The organism is Gordonia sihwensis, from assembly GCF_029632925.1.
GTDB lineage: Bacteria > Actinomycetota > Actinomycetes > Mycobacteriales > Mycobacteriaceae > Gordonia > Gordonia sihwensis.
In genome coordinates this window covers 2,621,033-2,636,363 of the sequence record NZ_CP121248.1, presented here as the reverse complement: position 1 = coordinate 2,636,363, position 15,331 = coordinate 2,621,033, and the positions used below count along the sequence as shown (strand labels likewise).

Genomic DNA, 15,331 nt, shown 5'->3' with positions numbered 1-15,331 from the left:
GGTATCGCTTCCGGAAGAAGGCCACGAGGGGACGAGTACTACCCCTTCAACCGATCCAGTGCGGCACTCAGCCGCTCGACGGTCCCGTCCACATCTGTCAGCTTGTCGACGCCGAACAGTCCGATGCGCAGCGACGAGTAGTCCTCGCCCTCGCCGCACTGCAGCGGGACGCCGGCGGCGATCTGCAGACCGACCTCCTTGAACGCGGCGCCGGTCTTGCGGGCGGCGTCGTCGGTGAAGGCGACGACGACGGTCGCGGCGTCGAAGCCTTCGGCGGCGACAGACGGCATGCCGTTCGCGGCGAGCAGCTTGCGAACCCGGCTGCCCAGGTCGAGCTGACGGCTGCGCAGTTCCTCAGCGCCGAGGTCGACGGTCTCGCGCATGAGCTCGACGTTGTGCGCGAGCGAGTCGGTCGGCATGGTCGCGTGGTACGGAGCCTGGCCGTCGACGTACGAGTCGCTGATCGAGAGCCACTTGCGCAAGTCCATCGCGAAGCTGGTGGACGTCGAGTTGAGGACGGCCTCGCGACCGCGTTCGCGCAGCATGACGTAACCGGCACACGGGGTGCCGCTCCAGCCCTTCTGCGGCGCGGTGAGGAGGACGTCGACGTCGATGGTGGCCATGTCGACCCACAGCGCACCGGAGGCGACGCAGTCGAGGACGAACAGTCCGCCCACCTCGTGGACCGCCGCGGCGAGAGTCGTCAGGTAGTCGTCGGGCAGCAGAATGCCGGACGCGGTCTCCACGTGGGGAGCGAAGACCACCTCGGGGCGCTGTTCGCGCACCGCGGCCACCACTTCGTCGATCGGCGCCGGAGCCCACGCGGCTTGGTGGGCGTCGCTGACCGGACGCGCCTGGCACACCGTGACCTGATCGGTGATTTCACCGGTCTCGAGGATCTGCGACCACCGGTACGAGAACAGACCGTTGCGCACGACGAGCACGCGGCGCCCGGTCGCGAGCTGACGCGCCACCGCCTCCATGCCATAGGTGCCGCCGCCGGGAACGACAGCGACGCTGCCAGCGTGGTAGGTGGTGCGCAGGATGCCGAGGAGATCCTGCATGACGCCGATGAACCGCTTGGACATGTGGTTCAGGGAACGGTCGGTGAACACGACCGAGTACTCGAGCAGGCCGTCTGGATCGATGTCGTCATGAGGAAGAGTCACCTGCCCAGGGTCTCATGGCGTGGCCGGTTCGGTGTGCCGGGCCTGCGGATACAGTGACGCGGCCGACACCGACACTCGTGCGGCCCGCAGAGGAGTGGGGCGAGCACGCTATCCGCAGGCTCTGACACCTCTCGGCAATCCGAGGGCGGCTGCGGCGGAACCGAACCGGAGGTTCCGGCCGGGAAGTCGGTGCCACGATCCTCCAGTTCGAGTGAGATGCCTTACTTGCCTTACTTAAGGGCTTAACTATAGGACTGGGGCCTGACATTCGACCGTTCGATCGACGGGTCTGGGGAACTGTCGTCCTGGTTTACCGCGGGTGGTGACACCCGTGCCCCGATCACTTCGCCGATCGCCCGGCCCAGTCGCTCGACCGACTCCGGGTTGACCGCGAAGTGTCCGTCGAGCAGGACGTCATTGCGGATCGCCACCGTGATCGCCTGGACACGCTGGTCGTTTCGGTACTGTGCCTGGGGCACGTACCGCCGCGGCTGCGGTATGTCGGGTCCGGCGGAGACCAACTCACCGAACGCGATGACCGCCGCATCGAGAAGCTCTGCCGGAGTGTGCGAAAAGTCGATGCCGCAACAGACCTCGGGGTGTGGCTGCGGCTGATCGTCGACTGGAGTCGACTCGTTCGGGTACGAACTAATGTCGACGATCACGGCGCAGCCGGTCGCGGTCAACCGCTCTTCGATCAGATCGGTCACCAGCCAGGCGTAGGGCTGGATGTGGTCGATCGGGTCCGCATCACCGGGCAGACGTGCTGCTTCTGGTAGCGGCGAGAGGTCGTTCAAGATCAGGTGCGGGCGAACCGCCGCGTGCGTCCGCGCGCACTTGGCCACCGATTCGGTTGCGGCGTCCAGGGACTCGAGTGGGATCGACGGCGCGATGGAGTGCGGCCGTGCGAGCTGAGCGCGGCGGGCGACATGAAGCAGGACCGGCGAGTCGGGGTTTCCGTTGAGAATCGTTGCGCGAGGGGGCATATTGGTCCTTCACACGTAGTGGCGCCGACGAACGGCACGTCCCCGCCCATGCGGCAACGCGACAGACAAGCACGGGCCTACGACAATCCGGATCCTCGATCTACACATGGCGGTCCGCTCAGGGGTGGCGGAAGTTCTCGCGATCATTCATGTCAGACCCTCCGGATAACATCGAATGCAAGTTCGATTCGAACGGAGGGGGATCAATGAACATCAAGGTCAGAGGTGATTCGGGATCCGCGTCGGCGGGCTCGTCGGTGGTGGTCGACGAGGGTGCGATCGTGATTCGGATCGGTCGTCCGGGAGCTACGGGAGAGTCGGCGGACTGCACCTCGCGGGCCGATCGTGCTGCTCTGCTCGGGTTCGCGGCGCGGGCGGACTGCTACCAGGGGCTGGTGTTGTGGCATCGCTACGAAGCGGTGCATGCACTGCTGCTAGCGAATCAGGCCGAGTCCGATGGCTCGGCCGGCGGTGCCGAGTCGGGTGCCGACGCGTACACACGGCTCTACGATCCGCTGTGCCAGGTCGCGGCGTCGTATGCGACGGTGGCGGGGGTGAGGCAGTGCACGGCCGAGCATTTCGTGGAGGCCGCAGTGGCGTGCATGGAGCGGATTCCGGCGGTGGGCCGGTTGATGCGTGACGGCCTGATCTGCCCGGCGTGGTTTCGTCGGGTGGTCGAGCAGACGGCGCTCGTCGACGATTCGGATCTACTGGCTTTCATCGACGCCGAGATCGCGCACACGCTTGCCGAGGCGGGCGCGCTGTCGGCTGCCCGGGTGGAATCGCTGGTGAGTTCGATTGTGGCTGAGAATGATCCAGATGCCGTGACGTTGACCCGCGAGCAGGTCAAGCTCGCCAAGCAAGTGCGGGTGAACACGCTCGGCGAGGGCGTGTCAGAGGTGATCGTGACGGCCTCGGCTGAGGACGCGATGGTCGTGAAAGACGTGCTGGACGCGGTGATCGCCGGGGTGTGCCCGCACGACCCGCGGACGCGCGGCGAACGTCGATCGGCGGCGGCCGTCGCGCGGCTGACGGGGACCGACTTCGCATGCGAGTGCGGTCGGGACGACTGCGCCGCGGAGTTGTCGGCGGAGGCGATCGCGTCGCGGTGCGCACGGGTGGTGCTGCACGTGGTGGTTCGCAAGGAGACTCTCGGAGGGGAGTCCGACACCCCGGCCTATCTTGACGGGTACGGTCCGATCTCGGCCGAGCACGCGCGGGAACTGGCAGCTCGTCAGGACGCGGTTCGGCGAGAGGTGGATCTCGACGAGCTCGTCGATCATCAGGCGCAGCCCGGCAACGCCTATCGGCCGACTGCGGCAGTGGATGCGGCGATGCGGGGTCTGTTCGGTACCTGCTCGTGGCCGGGATGCGAGCGGGCGGCGTGGAAGTCGGACCTGGACCACGTGTGCGAGTTCAACCACGCCGATCCGACTGCCGGCGGCCCGACGTGCGTGTGCAACCTGAATCCGAAGTGCCGCTTCCATCATGGTCTGAAGACCTTCGTCGGCGGATGGGTCGACGATCAGGTCGTGGACGCGAACGGTGTGATCTGGACGGAGGTCACCACGCCGGAGGGGTTCACGGTACGTCAGCGGGCGTTGAACATGTGGCTCCTGCCGGAGCTCGGCCACCTCACTTGCAGGCACCCGGCGCCGACACGCCCAGGATCCGGACACGCCGGTGTTGCACCGGAACGACCGCGTACGCGAGTGGAGGCCAAGCATCAGTACCGGATGCGGCGGCGGGCGGCGAATCGTCGAGCTCGTGAGCTCGTGGAGGCTGTGGTGCCGACTGGGGCTTCGGTGACGGAGTGCGGGACGGCGTGGGGGACGGAGTGGGGTGAGCCCCAGTTCTGAGGGTGCGAGAACGCCGGCCGCGCCACCGAGCGGGCGGATGAACCGGTGCGTCATCGCGTTCGAGCTGATTGAGAATGCCGATCGTGGCGCCGGTCAGATCTGGGTGAGGGCACCGAGATGGCGGTCGACCGCCTCGATCGCGCCGGCCGCCGACAGCCCCCGCGGGTCGCTCAACAGATTCAGCAGGAGACCGTCGATCAGGGCGACGGTGGTCCAGGCGGCTTGATCGGCGTCGAAGACCGTCACGTCCTGGCCGCGTTGCTGCGCGAGCCGGAAGGCGTCGGCGCAGAGCCGGTGCTGTTCGGTGATGAGGTCGTGGCGGATGGCAGCGAGGGTCGGCTCCACCACCGCTCGCGTGCTGAACGCGAGGTACACCGCCGCCTCGCGGCGGCGCACGTCGTCGAGGGGGAGGAACTCGAGGAGGGCGCGTCGCAACACGGCACCGACCGGCCCGTCGTACTCGATCGCGTCGACCCGGGCGGCGATCCGCCGGTTCACCTCGTCGAAGGCCATCGTCAGCATCTGCTCTTTGGAGTGGCAGTAGTACTGCACGGTGCCGATCGACACCGCGGCGGCGGAGGCGACTTCCCGCACGGTGACGCCCTCGGCGCCGCGTTCGGCCGCCAGCCGCAGCAGGGTGTCGAGGATGCGGTCGCGGACGGAGGAGGCGGGCATGAGAACAGTGTAGCCGAGTATCTATACACTCGTATGATACGAGCGTATGATTCTAGTATGGCTGGCACGCGAGACCTGGTCCTCGACCGCCGCTCCGCATCACCGCGGAGGCGACGGCCCGGTCGCGCCGTCTGGCTCGCGGCCGCCGGATGGTTGGTGATCAACGCGGTGCTGATGGCGGTGGCCGGACGGCATCTGCCGCTGCATGCGAGCGAACTCGCCGAACCGCCCACCGCCCAGAAGGTGATCGGGACCGATCTGATGTATCTCGAGGTCTTCGCGCTGATGGTCGTCGTGCATCTGCTCACGCGCCATCGGAGGGTGCCCGACGTCGCGACGCGGGCACCCGAGCGGACCAGGGCGCGCGCCGAGGTGGCGGCGACGCTCGGCTACGGCGTCGCGGGCATGGTCGGCGGCTTCCTGCTCGGGCGCGCCTTCGGCTGGCACGCCTTCAGCTTCCACCTCGACGGCATGGTGATCCGCACCGACCAGCCCGTGACGATTCCGGAGACGCTGAGCTGGGCGTTGTACAACCTCATCGTGTTCGCCGTGGTGCCGCTGATCGTCTTCCGGCGGCGGTACACCTCCGAGCAACTGAGTCTGACGTCGTCCGACCGCCGTGCCGACCTCCTGCTGATCGTCGTGGTCCTGCTCATCGAGTCGGCCGTGCAGTTGGCGGTGGCGGGATCGTCGTCGATCCTCGGACTGCCCGCGCATCAGGCACTGCTGGGCGCCCCGCTGACCCTCGTGCTGGGGTTGGCGGGCACAGCTCTGCCGACGATGGTCTTCATCTACTGCATCCTGACGCCGCGGTACCTGAAGCTGACCGGGTCGGTGCCCGCGACGGTGGTGCTCGGCGGTCTGACGTATGCGACCCTGCACTTCTTCGACGGATGGACCAACTTCGCCTCGCCGTCGGACGCACTCGTCTCAGTGCTGTACCTGTTCCTCTTCTACACCGGTCCGGGGATGTTCAAGACCTTCATCACCATCCGCAGCGCCAACGCGTGGACGCATCTGTGGGCCTACCACGCCATTGCACCGCACACCCTGCTCGATACGCCGATGTTCGTGAAGATCTTCGGGATCAGATGAGTTCGCGCTCGCGGCGATCGTTGCCGGTGGTACGGCAAGATGAACCCATGGACACTCGGCCGCCCCGGACAGCACCCGACGCCGGCCCGACCGGTCATCTCACGCTCGCCGGCGGGCCGGACGCCGTCGCGACGCTCGATGTGAAGCGCTCGAAGTTCCTCGCCGTGGTGCGCCGCGTGGACTCCGAAGCCGCGGCCCGCGAACTGATCGCCGAGCAGAGGCGCGCTCACCGCGACGCGCGGCACCACTGCTCGGCATTCGTGCTGGGAGCCAGAGGCGAGACGACCCGCACCAACGACGACGGCGAGCCGTCGGGCACCGCCGGCGGCCCGATGCTCGACGTGCTGGTGGGAGCCGGACTCAGCGATGTCTGCGCGGTGGTGGTGCGCTGGTTCGGCGGAACCCTCCTCGGCGCCGGCGGGCTCGTCCGCGCGTACGGCGACGCGGTGTCGCTGGCATTGCAGACGGCACCGCTGGTGCGCCGGGAGCCGCGCTCGCTGTGGCGGATCCGGCTGGCACACGCGGACGCGGGACGTGTCGAGGGGCTGCTCCGCTCGAAGGGCGCGCAGGTGATCGACACCGAGTACGGCGCCGACGTGACCCTGGTGGTCGCGGCCGAGGCCGACGACGTCGAGGCGGTGGTCGCGGCGGCGACCTCGGGTGCGGGGACGGCCGAGCCGGCGGGCCGGACATGGGTGGACGTGCCAGTTCCAGACGCCCAAACCCGCTGACGACCGAGCCGGAACTGATAGACAGGGGAGAGGCACCCCAATCGATAGGAGCGAGTCATGGGCGACAATGTCTACCGCGTGATCGAGGTCGTGGGTTCGTCGACCACCGGCACCGACGACGCCATCCGCAATGCGATCAGCCGGGCGGGTGAGACCGTCAAGAACCTCGACTGGTTCGAGGTGGTGTCGACCCGCGGCCACATCGAGGACGGCGCCATCGCGCACTTCCAGGTCACCGTCAAGATCGGGTTCGCACTGGAACCGCGCGATACCTGAGCAGGCTCCCGACTCAGGCCTCGTGCACCAACTCCCGCACCGCACGCTTCTCGCGGTACTGCTCGATGGTGAGGCACTGGAGCTGTGAGTAGCTGCCGCCGCGGTTCTCCACGTATCCGACCGCGGAGACGAAGGGTTCGATCGTGTAGATCTTCGTCAGCGGCGTGACGATCAGCAACTGCAGGCCGAGGCGCGCGAACAGCGACAGCGCGTAACGGGCCGAATCGTCCGAGCCCCGGCCGAAGGCCTCGTCGATCACCACGAAACGGAAATCGCGCGAGCGGGTGGCTCCCCACTTGAGGTCGAACTGATAGGCGAGCGATGCGGCCAGGATCGTGTACGCGAGCTTCTCCTTCTGGCCGCCGGACTTGCCGTCGGAGTCGGTGTAGTTCTCGTACTCCCCGTCGCCGTCGAGGTATCGCTCCGACGCCGCGAAGGTGACCCAGTTGCGCACGTCCGTGACCTGCTCGGTCCACTTGCGATCGAGGTCGGTGAAACCCTCGCGGCCGCGGAAGCGCTCCACCAGAGCCTTGACGAGGAGGAACTTCTCCTCGGCGTACTGATCGTCGCCGCCGGAATCGAAGGAACCGTCACTGCACTTGCGCAGATCGGCGCGGAACTCCCGAATGTCTTGCGCGGCCGTCGGATTCACGTCGAGCCGGATGTAGCGTCCCGGGTTGTACTCGATCCCGGCCAGCGACTCGTTGATCGTGTCGATCTTCGAGTGGATCTGGTGGACTTCTTTGTTGAGCTTGGCGGCGAAGATCGCGATGTCGCGGATCGCATTGGTGTTCAGATAGTTCTTGAACTCCGATTCGAAGCGGGGGAGATCGTCCTCCGCCAGCCGACGATGCAACTCGCGGTACTCGTCGGCCGATGCGATGTCCGCGTCGAACTCCGTGGTGAGAACCGGATGGTTGCGGTTGAACTCCGACATCCGGTTCACCACACGCGTCTCGTACGTTCCCGCACGGCTCGTGTGCTGCTCGGATTCGTCCGTGAGCTTCTCGGTCAGCGACGCCTCCAACTCTGCGCATTCGGCGACGGTGAGCACTTGGTCGGCACCGCCGTCGACCTTGGCTCGGTAGGCCTGGACCGCCTCGGCGATCGCTTCGAAGTAGGCTTCGGCCTCGGCGAACTCCGGTTCGGCGAGCACCGCCTGCGCCGCATTGCGCGCCTTCTCTCCTTGATCGCGCGCCATCTCCAGGCGGGAGACCTTGTCGCGCAATCCGTCTCGAGTCGCGTCGGCGGCCGACAGCTGTTCGCGCGTGGCGGCGACGGCGTCGGTGACTTCCGCGAGTTCGGTCGAGGAATGCTCGAGCTCGGTCTTGCGCTCGGTGATTTCGGCGATCCGGGCCGCCGAACTCATCCAGTCGATGACATCGAAGCTCGGGTAGGCGTCCAAACCGGTGAGCGCATTGCGGCGGTCCATCAGGGCTCGCCGCCGATCCTCGAGATCGGCGATCTCCTGATCGACCCGGTTGAGGTCGTCCTGCACCCGCTGGCCGGCGGTGAAGAGCGCGGTGATCTTCTGCTCGTTGCTCCAGCCGAGGACGAAGTTCCGACGGTCGTCGACCCGCTGGGAATCGTCCTTCTCGTGCCGCCCGCCGCCGGAGCGGACCTGCCCGTTGACCGTCACCGCGTAGTCCGCGGCGCGGAACTCCTCGAGCGTCTCGGCGCACACATGCCGGGCCCGCTCGAACAGCCGGCGTTCCAGCCAGGTCTCGAAGCGTCCCTCCTTGATGTCGATCTTGTGTGCGAGCGCGGTCGGCGGCGGCGTCGGCGCACCCTTCGACGAGACGTGATCGGACACCTTGAAGTAGACGACGCGCCCGCCCAGATGATTCGCGTCGATCCATGCCGAGACCTCGTCGTACAGGTCGGCGGCGACCAGCAGGGACAGGCCGAAGCCGCGCAGCACCCGTTCGGCGGCGCCCTCCCAGCGGCTCTCGTCCGCGCGGACGCCGATGAGTTCGCCGACGAACGGCAGCTCGTCGTGCGGAAGGCCGACGCCCTGGCAGATCAGCTCGCGGATCCGCAGATTGCGTTCGGGGATATTGCTGGTCCGCCCGCGCAGGCTGGCGATCTCGCCGGCGACGCGCCGCCCCTCGCCGTCCAACTGCCTGCGGCTGTACCGGACCTCGTTGAGCGCGTTGTCGACCTCCGCGGCCTCGGCGTCCAGCGCCTCGACGGCGTCCGCGACCTCGGTGCGGCGCTGTTCGAACTGTCCGCGGTCGGAGACCGGCGCCAGCCCGGCGTCCTCGATCATCCGGGTGTACCGCTCGTGTGCCGCGGCGCGTTCCTCGCGTTGGCGCGCAGCGTCGACGATCTGCTGTTCGAGCGCCGCGATGTCGGTGCCGCCGAGACCCGCCTGGCGCAGCTCCAGCTCCCGCAGGCCGATCCGCAGGTCGGCCAGATCACGGTCGACCGCTTCGAGCGCCGCGCGGGTGGCCGCGAGGTCACGGTTGTGGTTCTCCAGTTCACCGGCGAGAAGGTCGTGGCGCTGCTGGGCGAAGTAGTGGCGCAGGGCGCCGCGCCGGGCCTTGAGCTCGGCGGCCATCTCGACGTGACGGCGGTAGCGGTCGTCGTCGGCGAGCAGCGGTCCGAGTTCCTCGAGCTGAGTGCGTGCCAGGACCACCGCGTCGTGGGCGGCGGTCAGGTCCTCGAAATGCGAGACCATCGTGTCGACCCATCCGCTGGAGTCGAACGGCTCGAGCATGTGGTCGCGGACGAAGTCGTTGAGGTTGCCGACCGCCTTCATCGACACGGTCTGATGGAACAGTTCCATGGCCTGCTCGGAGCGGATGGCGAGCGCCCGCCGGTAATCGCGCCCGTACTCCGGGAAGTGCTCGTGGATGCGGGTGTCGCCGTCTTTGAGGCGCTTGCGGAGGGCGCGCAGGTCGGAGCCGAAGTCGGCGAAGTCGGTGGCGATGTCCAGGGCGCGGTCGGTGACGGTGAAGAACCGCTCGGGCTGGCCGCTGTCGTGCCGCATCGAGAACACCTGCGCCAGCGTGACCGTTTCGTCGTGGCCTTCGTTGTGGAAGACGCCGAGGATCACCGAATAGTTCGACATCCCGCGCAGTGCCACCGGACGCGACGCGCCGGTCACCTCGTTGCGCTCGGACTTGTAGTAGCCCAGAACGTATGAGCGCAGGTCGCGCTCGCGCGACTCGCCGCCCGCGGCCTTGTTGTAGGCCACCCGGTGGGCCGGCAGGAGCAGCGTGGTCAGGGCGTCGACCAGCGTCGACTTGCCGGACCCGATGTCGCCGGTGAGCAATCCGTTCTGGCCGTCGAGCACCAGCGTCCACACACGCTGGTCGAAGGTGCCCCAGTTGAGCACCTGGAAGCGCTGGAGCCGGAATCCCGACCGTGCCGAATCGGCGTTCTCGAGTTCGGTGGGCGCGAACAGTCCGGTCATCGTCGCTCCTCGGTGGCGATCTCGGCGTACTCGGCCAGGTGGGCGTCCAGATCCGACAGCCACTGGGCGTCGACGTAGGCCTTGATGACCCGCCGGACCTCGTACTCGCCGTCCTGGCCGGGCATGCGGCGCAGGAAGCCGAGTTCGACGACGCGCCGGATCGCGGTGTCCGCCTGGTCGGCGATCCGAGCTTCGTTGGTGGTGGCGGGGAAGAAGGGGCTGACCATTTCACGCAGCTGCGCACCGGTCACGATCAGACGGTTGCCCGCATCGGAGGTGTCGTGCTCGGCGAGCTTCTTGCGCAACAGGGCCAGCAGCAACGACGGATGCAGCGGCAGTTGGTGGCGGGCGACCAGACGCCCGATCCCGAGGTCGGCCAGCTCGTCGTCGCTCTTGGACCGCAGGAAGGCATATCCCTCGGCCTCGTCGATCACGACGGTGAGACCGAGCGTGGCGACGTAATCGCTCACCTGCGCGGCCAGGCCGAGGACGTGGCGCCAGGCGGTCTCGGCGGTGTCGCGGTAGACGACGCCCTTCATCAGCGAGGTGACCGCGAGCGAGAGGTTCAGCTCGTCGCGGGGGACGGGGCGGCTCATCGAGTCTCCTGGTCGGGGGCGGTGGGGTCGGCGGTCGGATTCACGGTGGGGCCCGCGGTGGGGCTCGCGGTAGGGGACGGCCGGGTGTAGATCACGCGCGGGACGCGAGCGACACGGCGGCCACCGCTCTCGTCAGTCCACGAGACCGTCTCGTCGGCGCTTTCGTCGAAGACCTTCCCGAAGCCGTCGTCGGTGAGAGACAGATAGGTGACCAGTTCGGCGAGCCCCTGTTCGAGGGGACGTTCGGCGAGGACTTCGGCGAGCGTGACCTGGCCGGAGCGGCGCAGCGCCCGTCGGACGCCGTCGATCAGCGGCGCGGGGTCGACGTGGATCTGCTCGAACAGCGCTTCCGAGGCCCCCTGAGCCTCGCCCTCCTCGATGCCCTCGCTGGCGACCTCGACCGCCGCGGCGGGACGGTACAGCGGACGCTCGAGGGGCAGATTCACGCTCGGTGCCGGGGAGTCGATCTCCTGGGCGAAGTCGTCGACGCGGCGGTCGCGGATGGCGTAGGCCGACGACTCGATGCTCCGCAGCAGGTCCATGACGCGGCGGTTCTCGAGCCACGCCTGGTCGTCGAGGAAGCGGCGCAGCTGCTCCGACAGCCGGCGGACCGTGTCCTGCGCGCGGGTTCCGGCGTCGAGCCAGTCGTGGTGGATGTTGGTGAGCCGGATGTCGGAGTCGGCGACCTCGTCGAGGCCCTGCGCATGCCGGACCAGTTCGTCGAGCTCGTCGAGTCGGTCGGCGGAGAGCAGGAGGTCGTAGAAGGCCTGGAAGCTGCGGCCCTGGTCGGAGTCGCTGATGACGTTTCGGCTGCCGACGATCTCGTCGAGCAGTTCGCCCTTGGTGCCGCGCCAGGTGGCGATGCGCTCCCGCATCTGGCGGTCGAGGGTGCGGAAGTTGGTCTCCACCTCACGGAAGTCGGAGAGCAGCGCGCGGGCGATGTCGGCGAACTGCTGGTAGCGCTCCCGTCGGCTGGTGGCGTCGAGGACCTGGAACTCGCCCCGCTCGGCGGCCTCGATCTCCGCGTCGAGTTCGGCGCGACGGCGGCGCAGTTCGGCGAGCCGGACCTCGGCGTCGGTGGTGGTGCCGTAGACGATCTGCCGCAGTAGTTCCAGCACGGTCTTGAGACGTGACTCGGTGCCCACGAAGTCGCGGTCGCGCAGCGACCGGACCCAGGCCACGGCGCGCTCGACCGCCGGGGTCGCGTCGTAGTGCGGCTCGTCGCTCTCGATCACGTAGTACTTGCGCAGCCACGCAGTATCGGCGGCCGACCACTCGTCGAGGTAGGCCTTCGGCGATCGCGGATAGGTTCCCTCGCCGAGCCGCTCGTTCAACGAGTACAACTCCTCGTCGAGCAGGCTGACCAGTGCCGACTCCGAGATCTCGCGGACGTTGTCGTCGACGAAGACCCGTCCCAGGAACGACAGCAGCAGCGGCGCGTTGTCGGCCCTCAGCAGTCGCCAGGCCGCATTGCTCCTCCGGACGGCGACGATCTCGTCGAATTGCACTGGGCCAGGGTAGCGGGGTCCGGAGCGTGGGCGGGCTCACGGTGGCGGCGCCGCCGGACCGATGATCGCCGAGCCCTGTCCGGAGCGCGGTGCTCGGACTACCCTCGGCGACATGGCACGCACCATCGCAACCAATACCTCTGTGACCCTGCCCGAAGTCCTCGACTTCGCCCGATCGCGGCATCACATGATCCTCTCGACGACGCGGCGGGACGGCACCGCGCAGATGTCACCGGTCACCGCAGGAGTGGACGATCAGGGCCGGATCGTCATCGCGACGTATCCGGGCCGGGCGAAGACCGCCAACGCGCGCAGGAACCCGACCGTCAGCGTTCTGGTGCTCTCGGAGAGCTTCAACGATGCGTGGGTGCAGATCGACGGGACGGCCGAGGTCCTGGACATGCCCGAGGCCGAGGACGCCCTCGTGGACTACTTCCGCAGCATCGCCGGTGAGCACTCGGACTGGGACGAGTACCGGGCGGCGATGCGGCTGCAGAACAAGTCCCTGATCCGGATCACGCCGCAGCGGTGGGGGCCCATCGCGACCGGTGGCTTCCCCCAGGAGGTCGCGGACCGGCTGGACGCCGCGGAGAACTGAGGACACGGGAACTGAGGACACTGAGGAGACGGAGGAGACGATGGCGAGCATCGACGTGGTGCGCGCGGACATCACCACCCTCGACGTGGACGCGATCGTCAACGCGGCCAACAACGCGATGCGGGGCGGCGGGGGTGTGGACGGCGCGATACATCGCGCCGGCGGTCCGGCGATCCTGCGTGACTGCATCGCACGGTTTCCGGACGGCCTCGCGACCGGCGATGCCGGACACACCACCGCGGGCGATCTCCCGGCGCGATGGGTGATCCACACCGTGGGGCCGAATTACGCAGCGGGACAGAGGGATCGGTCGCTGCTGGAGTCGTGCTACCGCAGGTCGCTGGAAGTGGCCGACACGCTGGGGGCGGCGACCGTCGCATTTCCGCTGATCAGTGCCGGTGTGTACGGGTGGCCCAAGGACGACGCCGCCGCGGCGGCGGTGCAGACGGTCCGTGCGACGCCGACCGGCGTGTCGTCGGTGCTGCTCGTGGCGTTCGACGGCGCGCTCGAACAACTGCTGCGCGAGGCCGTCGCTCACTGAGCATCCGCGGTTGCGGCGCTTCCGGGGTCCCGGTTCAGTCACGGTGCTGAACTATGTTCAGCACGGTTCCGTCGGGTGCACGGACGAAGAACCGGCGGACACCCCATTCTTCGGTGGTCAGCGGGTAGACGATCTCGTATCCGGCCGCCTGTGCCTCGGCGTAGGCGGCGTCGACGTCGTCGGCGTGCACAGACAGTGCCGAATCGACCGGGGCGGTCTTGTCGCGTGAGACGAGTTGGACGTGCGCGCCGGAATCGGGGTCGGTGCAGCGGGCGACCCAGCCCATGTTGAACTCTTCCTCGCGCAAGCCGAGGAAGTCGGTGTAGAACGACTTGGCGCGGTCGACGTCGTCGACCGAGATGTTGGTGCTGATCTTCATGGTGCGCACAGTCGGCTCCCTCGGTTCGGCGTCACCCTCGGCTTCGACGTTAGTACTCGCGCCCGCCGAGAAGGCGAGAGCGGACCGATCCGTGAGAATCGGTCCGCTCCGGCGGTGGGCTCCGGCGTCAGACTGTACGGAATCCCGCGCCGACGAGACCGCTGGCGTTGAGCGACCGCAGAATGTCGGTCATCTTCGTGGCCGCCATCGGCGTGTAGACCGGCAGTGCCGGATCGACGCACGCGATCGACGTGCCGGGGCCGGCCAGACGCAGCGAGCCGTTCAGCATCCCGACGACGCGTCCGCGTTCGATGATCGGCCCGCCCGAGTCGCCGGGTGCCGAACACACGTAGCTGTAGCTTCGCGAGCCGTTCACCAGCAGAGTGGGACCGCAGGTGAATCCGGTGGTGCGGCCCGCCTTGCAGACATTGCTGAACGGCTGCGGATAGGCGCCGACACCGGCGATCCGGGCGTGCCCGACGGTGCGGACCGCCCGGACGCGTGCCGGATCGAGGCGGATGACCGCGACGTCCCAGCCCTTGCTCTTGGTGACGATCCGGCCGATGGTGCCGGCCCGGCGGTTGCGCTCGAGGCTGACCGCGTCGCCGACGTCGCCGCAGTGGCCGGCGGTGAGGCCGACCAGCCTGCCGCCGCGGTCGTGACCGACCGCGGTCACCGTGCACAGCGACCGATTGTCGATGACGATGCCGCTCCCGCCTCCTACGGTGGCGGCCGGCGCGGCGTGCGCGACCGCGGCCGGGCTCAGCGCGACGGCGGCAGCGCCGATCGCGATCACCGCTGTACGAAGTCTCTTCATTCATCCTCCCCAGAATGTGCCGATCGGGTAGTCGACCGACGCCGCGACACAGCGCAGTGCCGGTACCGAAGGCCGACAGCCTTCCCCCGCAATGGAATTGCGACGATATGCCGAATCCGGAGTCAGTCCAGCACAGCAGCGGGCCGAACTCAAAACGCGGATCTGCCGGATTCGCCGAGAACACTGCCTCCGGCGCGCCGCTCGAGTTGCGGTGTCACGTGTAGCGACGCACAATGGTCGGGCAAGCACTTCGTTAGGCGAAGCTCCTGCACGAACACAGGCCACTGATCTCACGACGTCGAGAGACGCCCAAGGTTAGGACAGGTCCTCCCGGATTAAGGGTTGACCCGAAGTGGCTTCCGTCCGCTCCCGCGGAAGGACACGTCGTGCAGTGCCGAAGCTCTTACGTGGAAGTCGTTCGTCGATCCATCTCCGTGGTTCCGGCCTCCTCGTGCGCGTCGTGCATGCCGAGCGAGAGGAGGTGATCGGCCGTGAGCGACGACGGAAGTAGTCGGTTGCCGTACCCGCGCAGGCCGACCGGCCTCGGCTCTCGTAGCGACGGCCGCTGAGAACGGTCCTGCCCGGGTCACCGTCCCATTCCTTTCACCGCGCACTGACGTGGAGAACCCGCGCTGCATCAGGCAGCGCGGGGCTCCGTCGTGCCCGAATCACCGGGGATTCCT

Annotated in this window: 14 protein-coding genes and 1 riboswitch; of the genes, 6 read left to right on the top strand and 8 right to left on the bottom strand. The window is 68.0% G+C overall.

The genetic code is table 11. The features are described from left to right. Nucleotides 1-38 precede the first annotated feature (38 nt). A complete protein-coding gene (locus P5P27_RS12765; protein WP_222111567.1) occupies nucleotides 39-1,169 on the bottom strand; it encodes a pyridoxal-phosphate-dependent aminotransferase family protein in 1,131 nt (376 codons plus the stop codon). Nucleotides 1,170-1,411: 242 nt separating this feature from the next. Then, nucleotides 1,412-2,155, bottom strand: coding sequence for an N-formylglutamate amidohydrolase (locus P5P27_RS12760; protein WP_222111568.1), 744 nt, complete (start codon nucleotides 2,153-2,155; stop codon nucleotides 1,412-1,414). Nucleotides 2,156-2,361: 206 nt separating this feature from the next. Between P5P27_RS12760 and P5P27_RS12755 the strand changes: the two genes are divergently transcribed. After that, nucleotides 2,362-4,014: a DUF222 domain-containing protein gene (locus P5P27_RS12755; protein ID WP_222111569.1), complete on the top strand. Its 1,653-nt coding sequence runs from the start codon at nucleotides 2,362-2,364 to the stop codon at nucleotides 4,012-4,014. Between the two features lie 93 nt (nucleotides 4,015-4,107). Here P5P27_RS12755 and P5P27_RS12750 read toward each other — a convergent pair whose 3' ends face one another. Beyond that, nucleotides 4,108-4,689 (bottom strand): TetR/AcrR family transcriptional regulator, encoded by a 582-nt coding sequence (locus P5P27_RS12750; protein WP_222111570.1) that lies wholly within the window; start codon nucleotides 4,687-4,689, stop codon nucleotides 4,108-4,110. A gap of 57 nt (nucleotides 4,690-4,746) precedes the next feature. On the opposite strand from P5P27_RS12750, the gene P5P27_RS12745 reads away from it, so the two are divergent. The 3 genes from P5P27_RS12745 to P5P27_RS12735 are packed head-to-tail and all read left to right on the top strand — an operon-like array spanning nucleotide 4,747 to nucleotide 6,791. Further along, nucleotides 4,747-5,784, top strand: coding sequence for a hypothetical protein (locus P5P27_RS12745; RefSeq protein ID WP_278124264.1), 1,038 nt, complete (start codon nucleotides 4,747-4,749; stop codon nucleotides 5,782-5,784). A gap of 47 nt (nucleotides 5,785-5,831) precedes the next feature. After that, complete coding sequence (locus P5P27_RS12740; RefSeq protein WP_006897835.1) at nucleotides 5,832-6,515, top strand: IMPACT family protein; 684 nt, start codon at nucleotides 5,832-5,834, stop codon at nucleotides 6,513-6,515. Nucleotides 6,516-6,572: 57 nt separating this feature from the next. Further along, nucleotides 6,573-6,791 carry a dodecin gene (locus P5P27_RS12735; RefSeq protein ID WP_006897834.1) on the top strand — a complete coding sequence of 73 codons (219 nt, stop codon included), beginning with the start codon at nucleotides 6,573-6,575 and terminating at the stop codon, nucleotides 6,789-6,791. Nucleotides 6,792-6,804: 13 nt separating this feature from the next. Here P5P27_RS12735 and P5P27_RS12730 read toward each other — a convergent pair whose 3' ends face one another. From P5P27_RS12730 to P5P27_RS12720, 3 genes are read right to left on the bottom strand one after another with little or no spacing between them, the layout of a single operon-like run. Then, nucleotides 6,805-10,209, bottom strand: a complete 3,405-nt coding sequence (locus P5P27_RS12730) for an ATP-binding protein (RefSeq protein WP_006897833.1) — start codon at nucleotides 10,207-10,209, stop codon at nucleotides 6,805-6,807. After that, nucleotides 10,206-10,805 (bottom strand): DUF4194 domain-containing protein, encoded by a 600-nt coding sequence (locus P5P27_RS12725; protein ID WP_006897832.1) that lies wholly within the window; start codon nucleotides 10,803-10,805, stop codon nucleotides 10,206-10,208. Before P5P27_RS12725 ends, P5P27_RS12730 begins: the two co-directional genes overlap by 4 nt. Further along, nucleotides 10,802-12,313 (bottom strand): DUF3375 domain-containing protein, encoded by a 1,512-nt coding sequence (locus P5P27_RS12720; protein WP_006897831.1) that lies wholly within the window; start codon nucleotides 12,311-12,313, stop codon nucleotides 10,802-10,804. Before P5P27_RS12720 ends, P5P27_RS12725 begins: the two co-directional genes overlap by 4 nt. Before the next feature lie 112 nt (nucleotides 12,314-12,425). Between P5P27_RS12720 and P5P27_RS12715 the strand changes: the two genes are divergently transcribed. After that, the gene (locus P5P27_RS12715) at nucleotides 12,426-12,911 is read left to right on the top strand and encodes a PPOX class F420-dependent oxidoreductase (protein ID WP_039868008.1); all 486 of its coding nucleotides are present in this window, start codon (nucleotides 12,426-12,428) and stop codon (nucleotides 12,909-12,911) included. 40 nt (nucleotides 12,912-12,951) lie between these two features. Then, entirely contained in the window at nucleotides 12,952-13,452 is a 501-nt protein-coding gene (locus P5P27_RS12710) for an O-acetyl-ADP-ribose deacetylase (RefSeq protein ID WP_006897829.1), read from the top strand. Between the two features lie 34 nt (nucleotides 13,453-13,486). Here the strand turns inward: P5P27_RS12710 and P5P27_RS12705 are convergent, their stop codons facing one another. Next, nucleotides 13,487-13,831 carry a VOC family protein gene (locus P5P27_RS12705; RefSeq protein WP_411815550.1) on the bottom strand — a complete coding sequence of 115 codons (345 nt, stop codon included), beginning with the start codon at nucleotides 13,829-13,831 and terminating at the stop codon, nucleotides 13,487-13,489. A gap of 127 nt (nucleotides 13,832-13,958) precedes the next feature. Continuing rightward, on the bottom strand, nucleotides 13,959-14,648 hold the full coding sequence (locus P5P27_RS12700; protein ID WP_278124254.1) for a S1 family peptidase: 690 nt from the start codon (nucleotides 14,646-14,648) through the stop codon (nucleotides 13,959-13,961). Nucleotides 14,649-14,890: 242 nt separating this feature from the next. Beyond that, nucleotides 14,891-15,068: riboswitch (M-box (ykoK) riboswitch) on the top strand. Nucleotides 15,069-15,331: the final 263 nt, after the last annotated feature.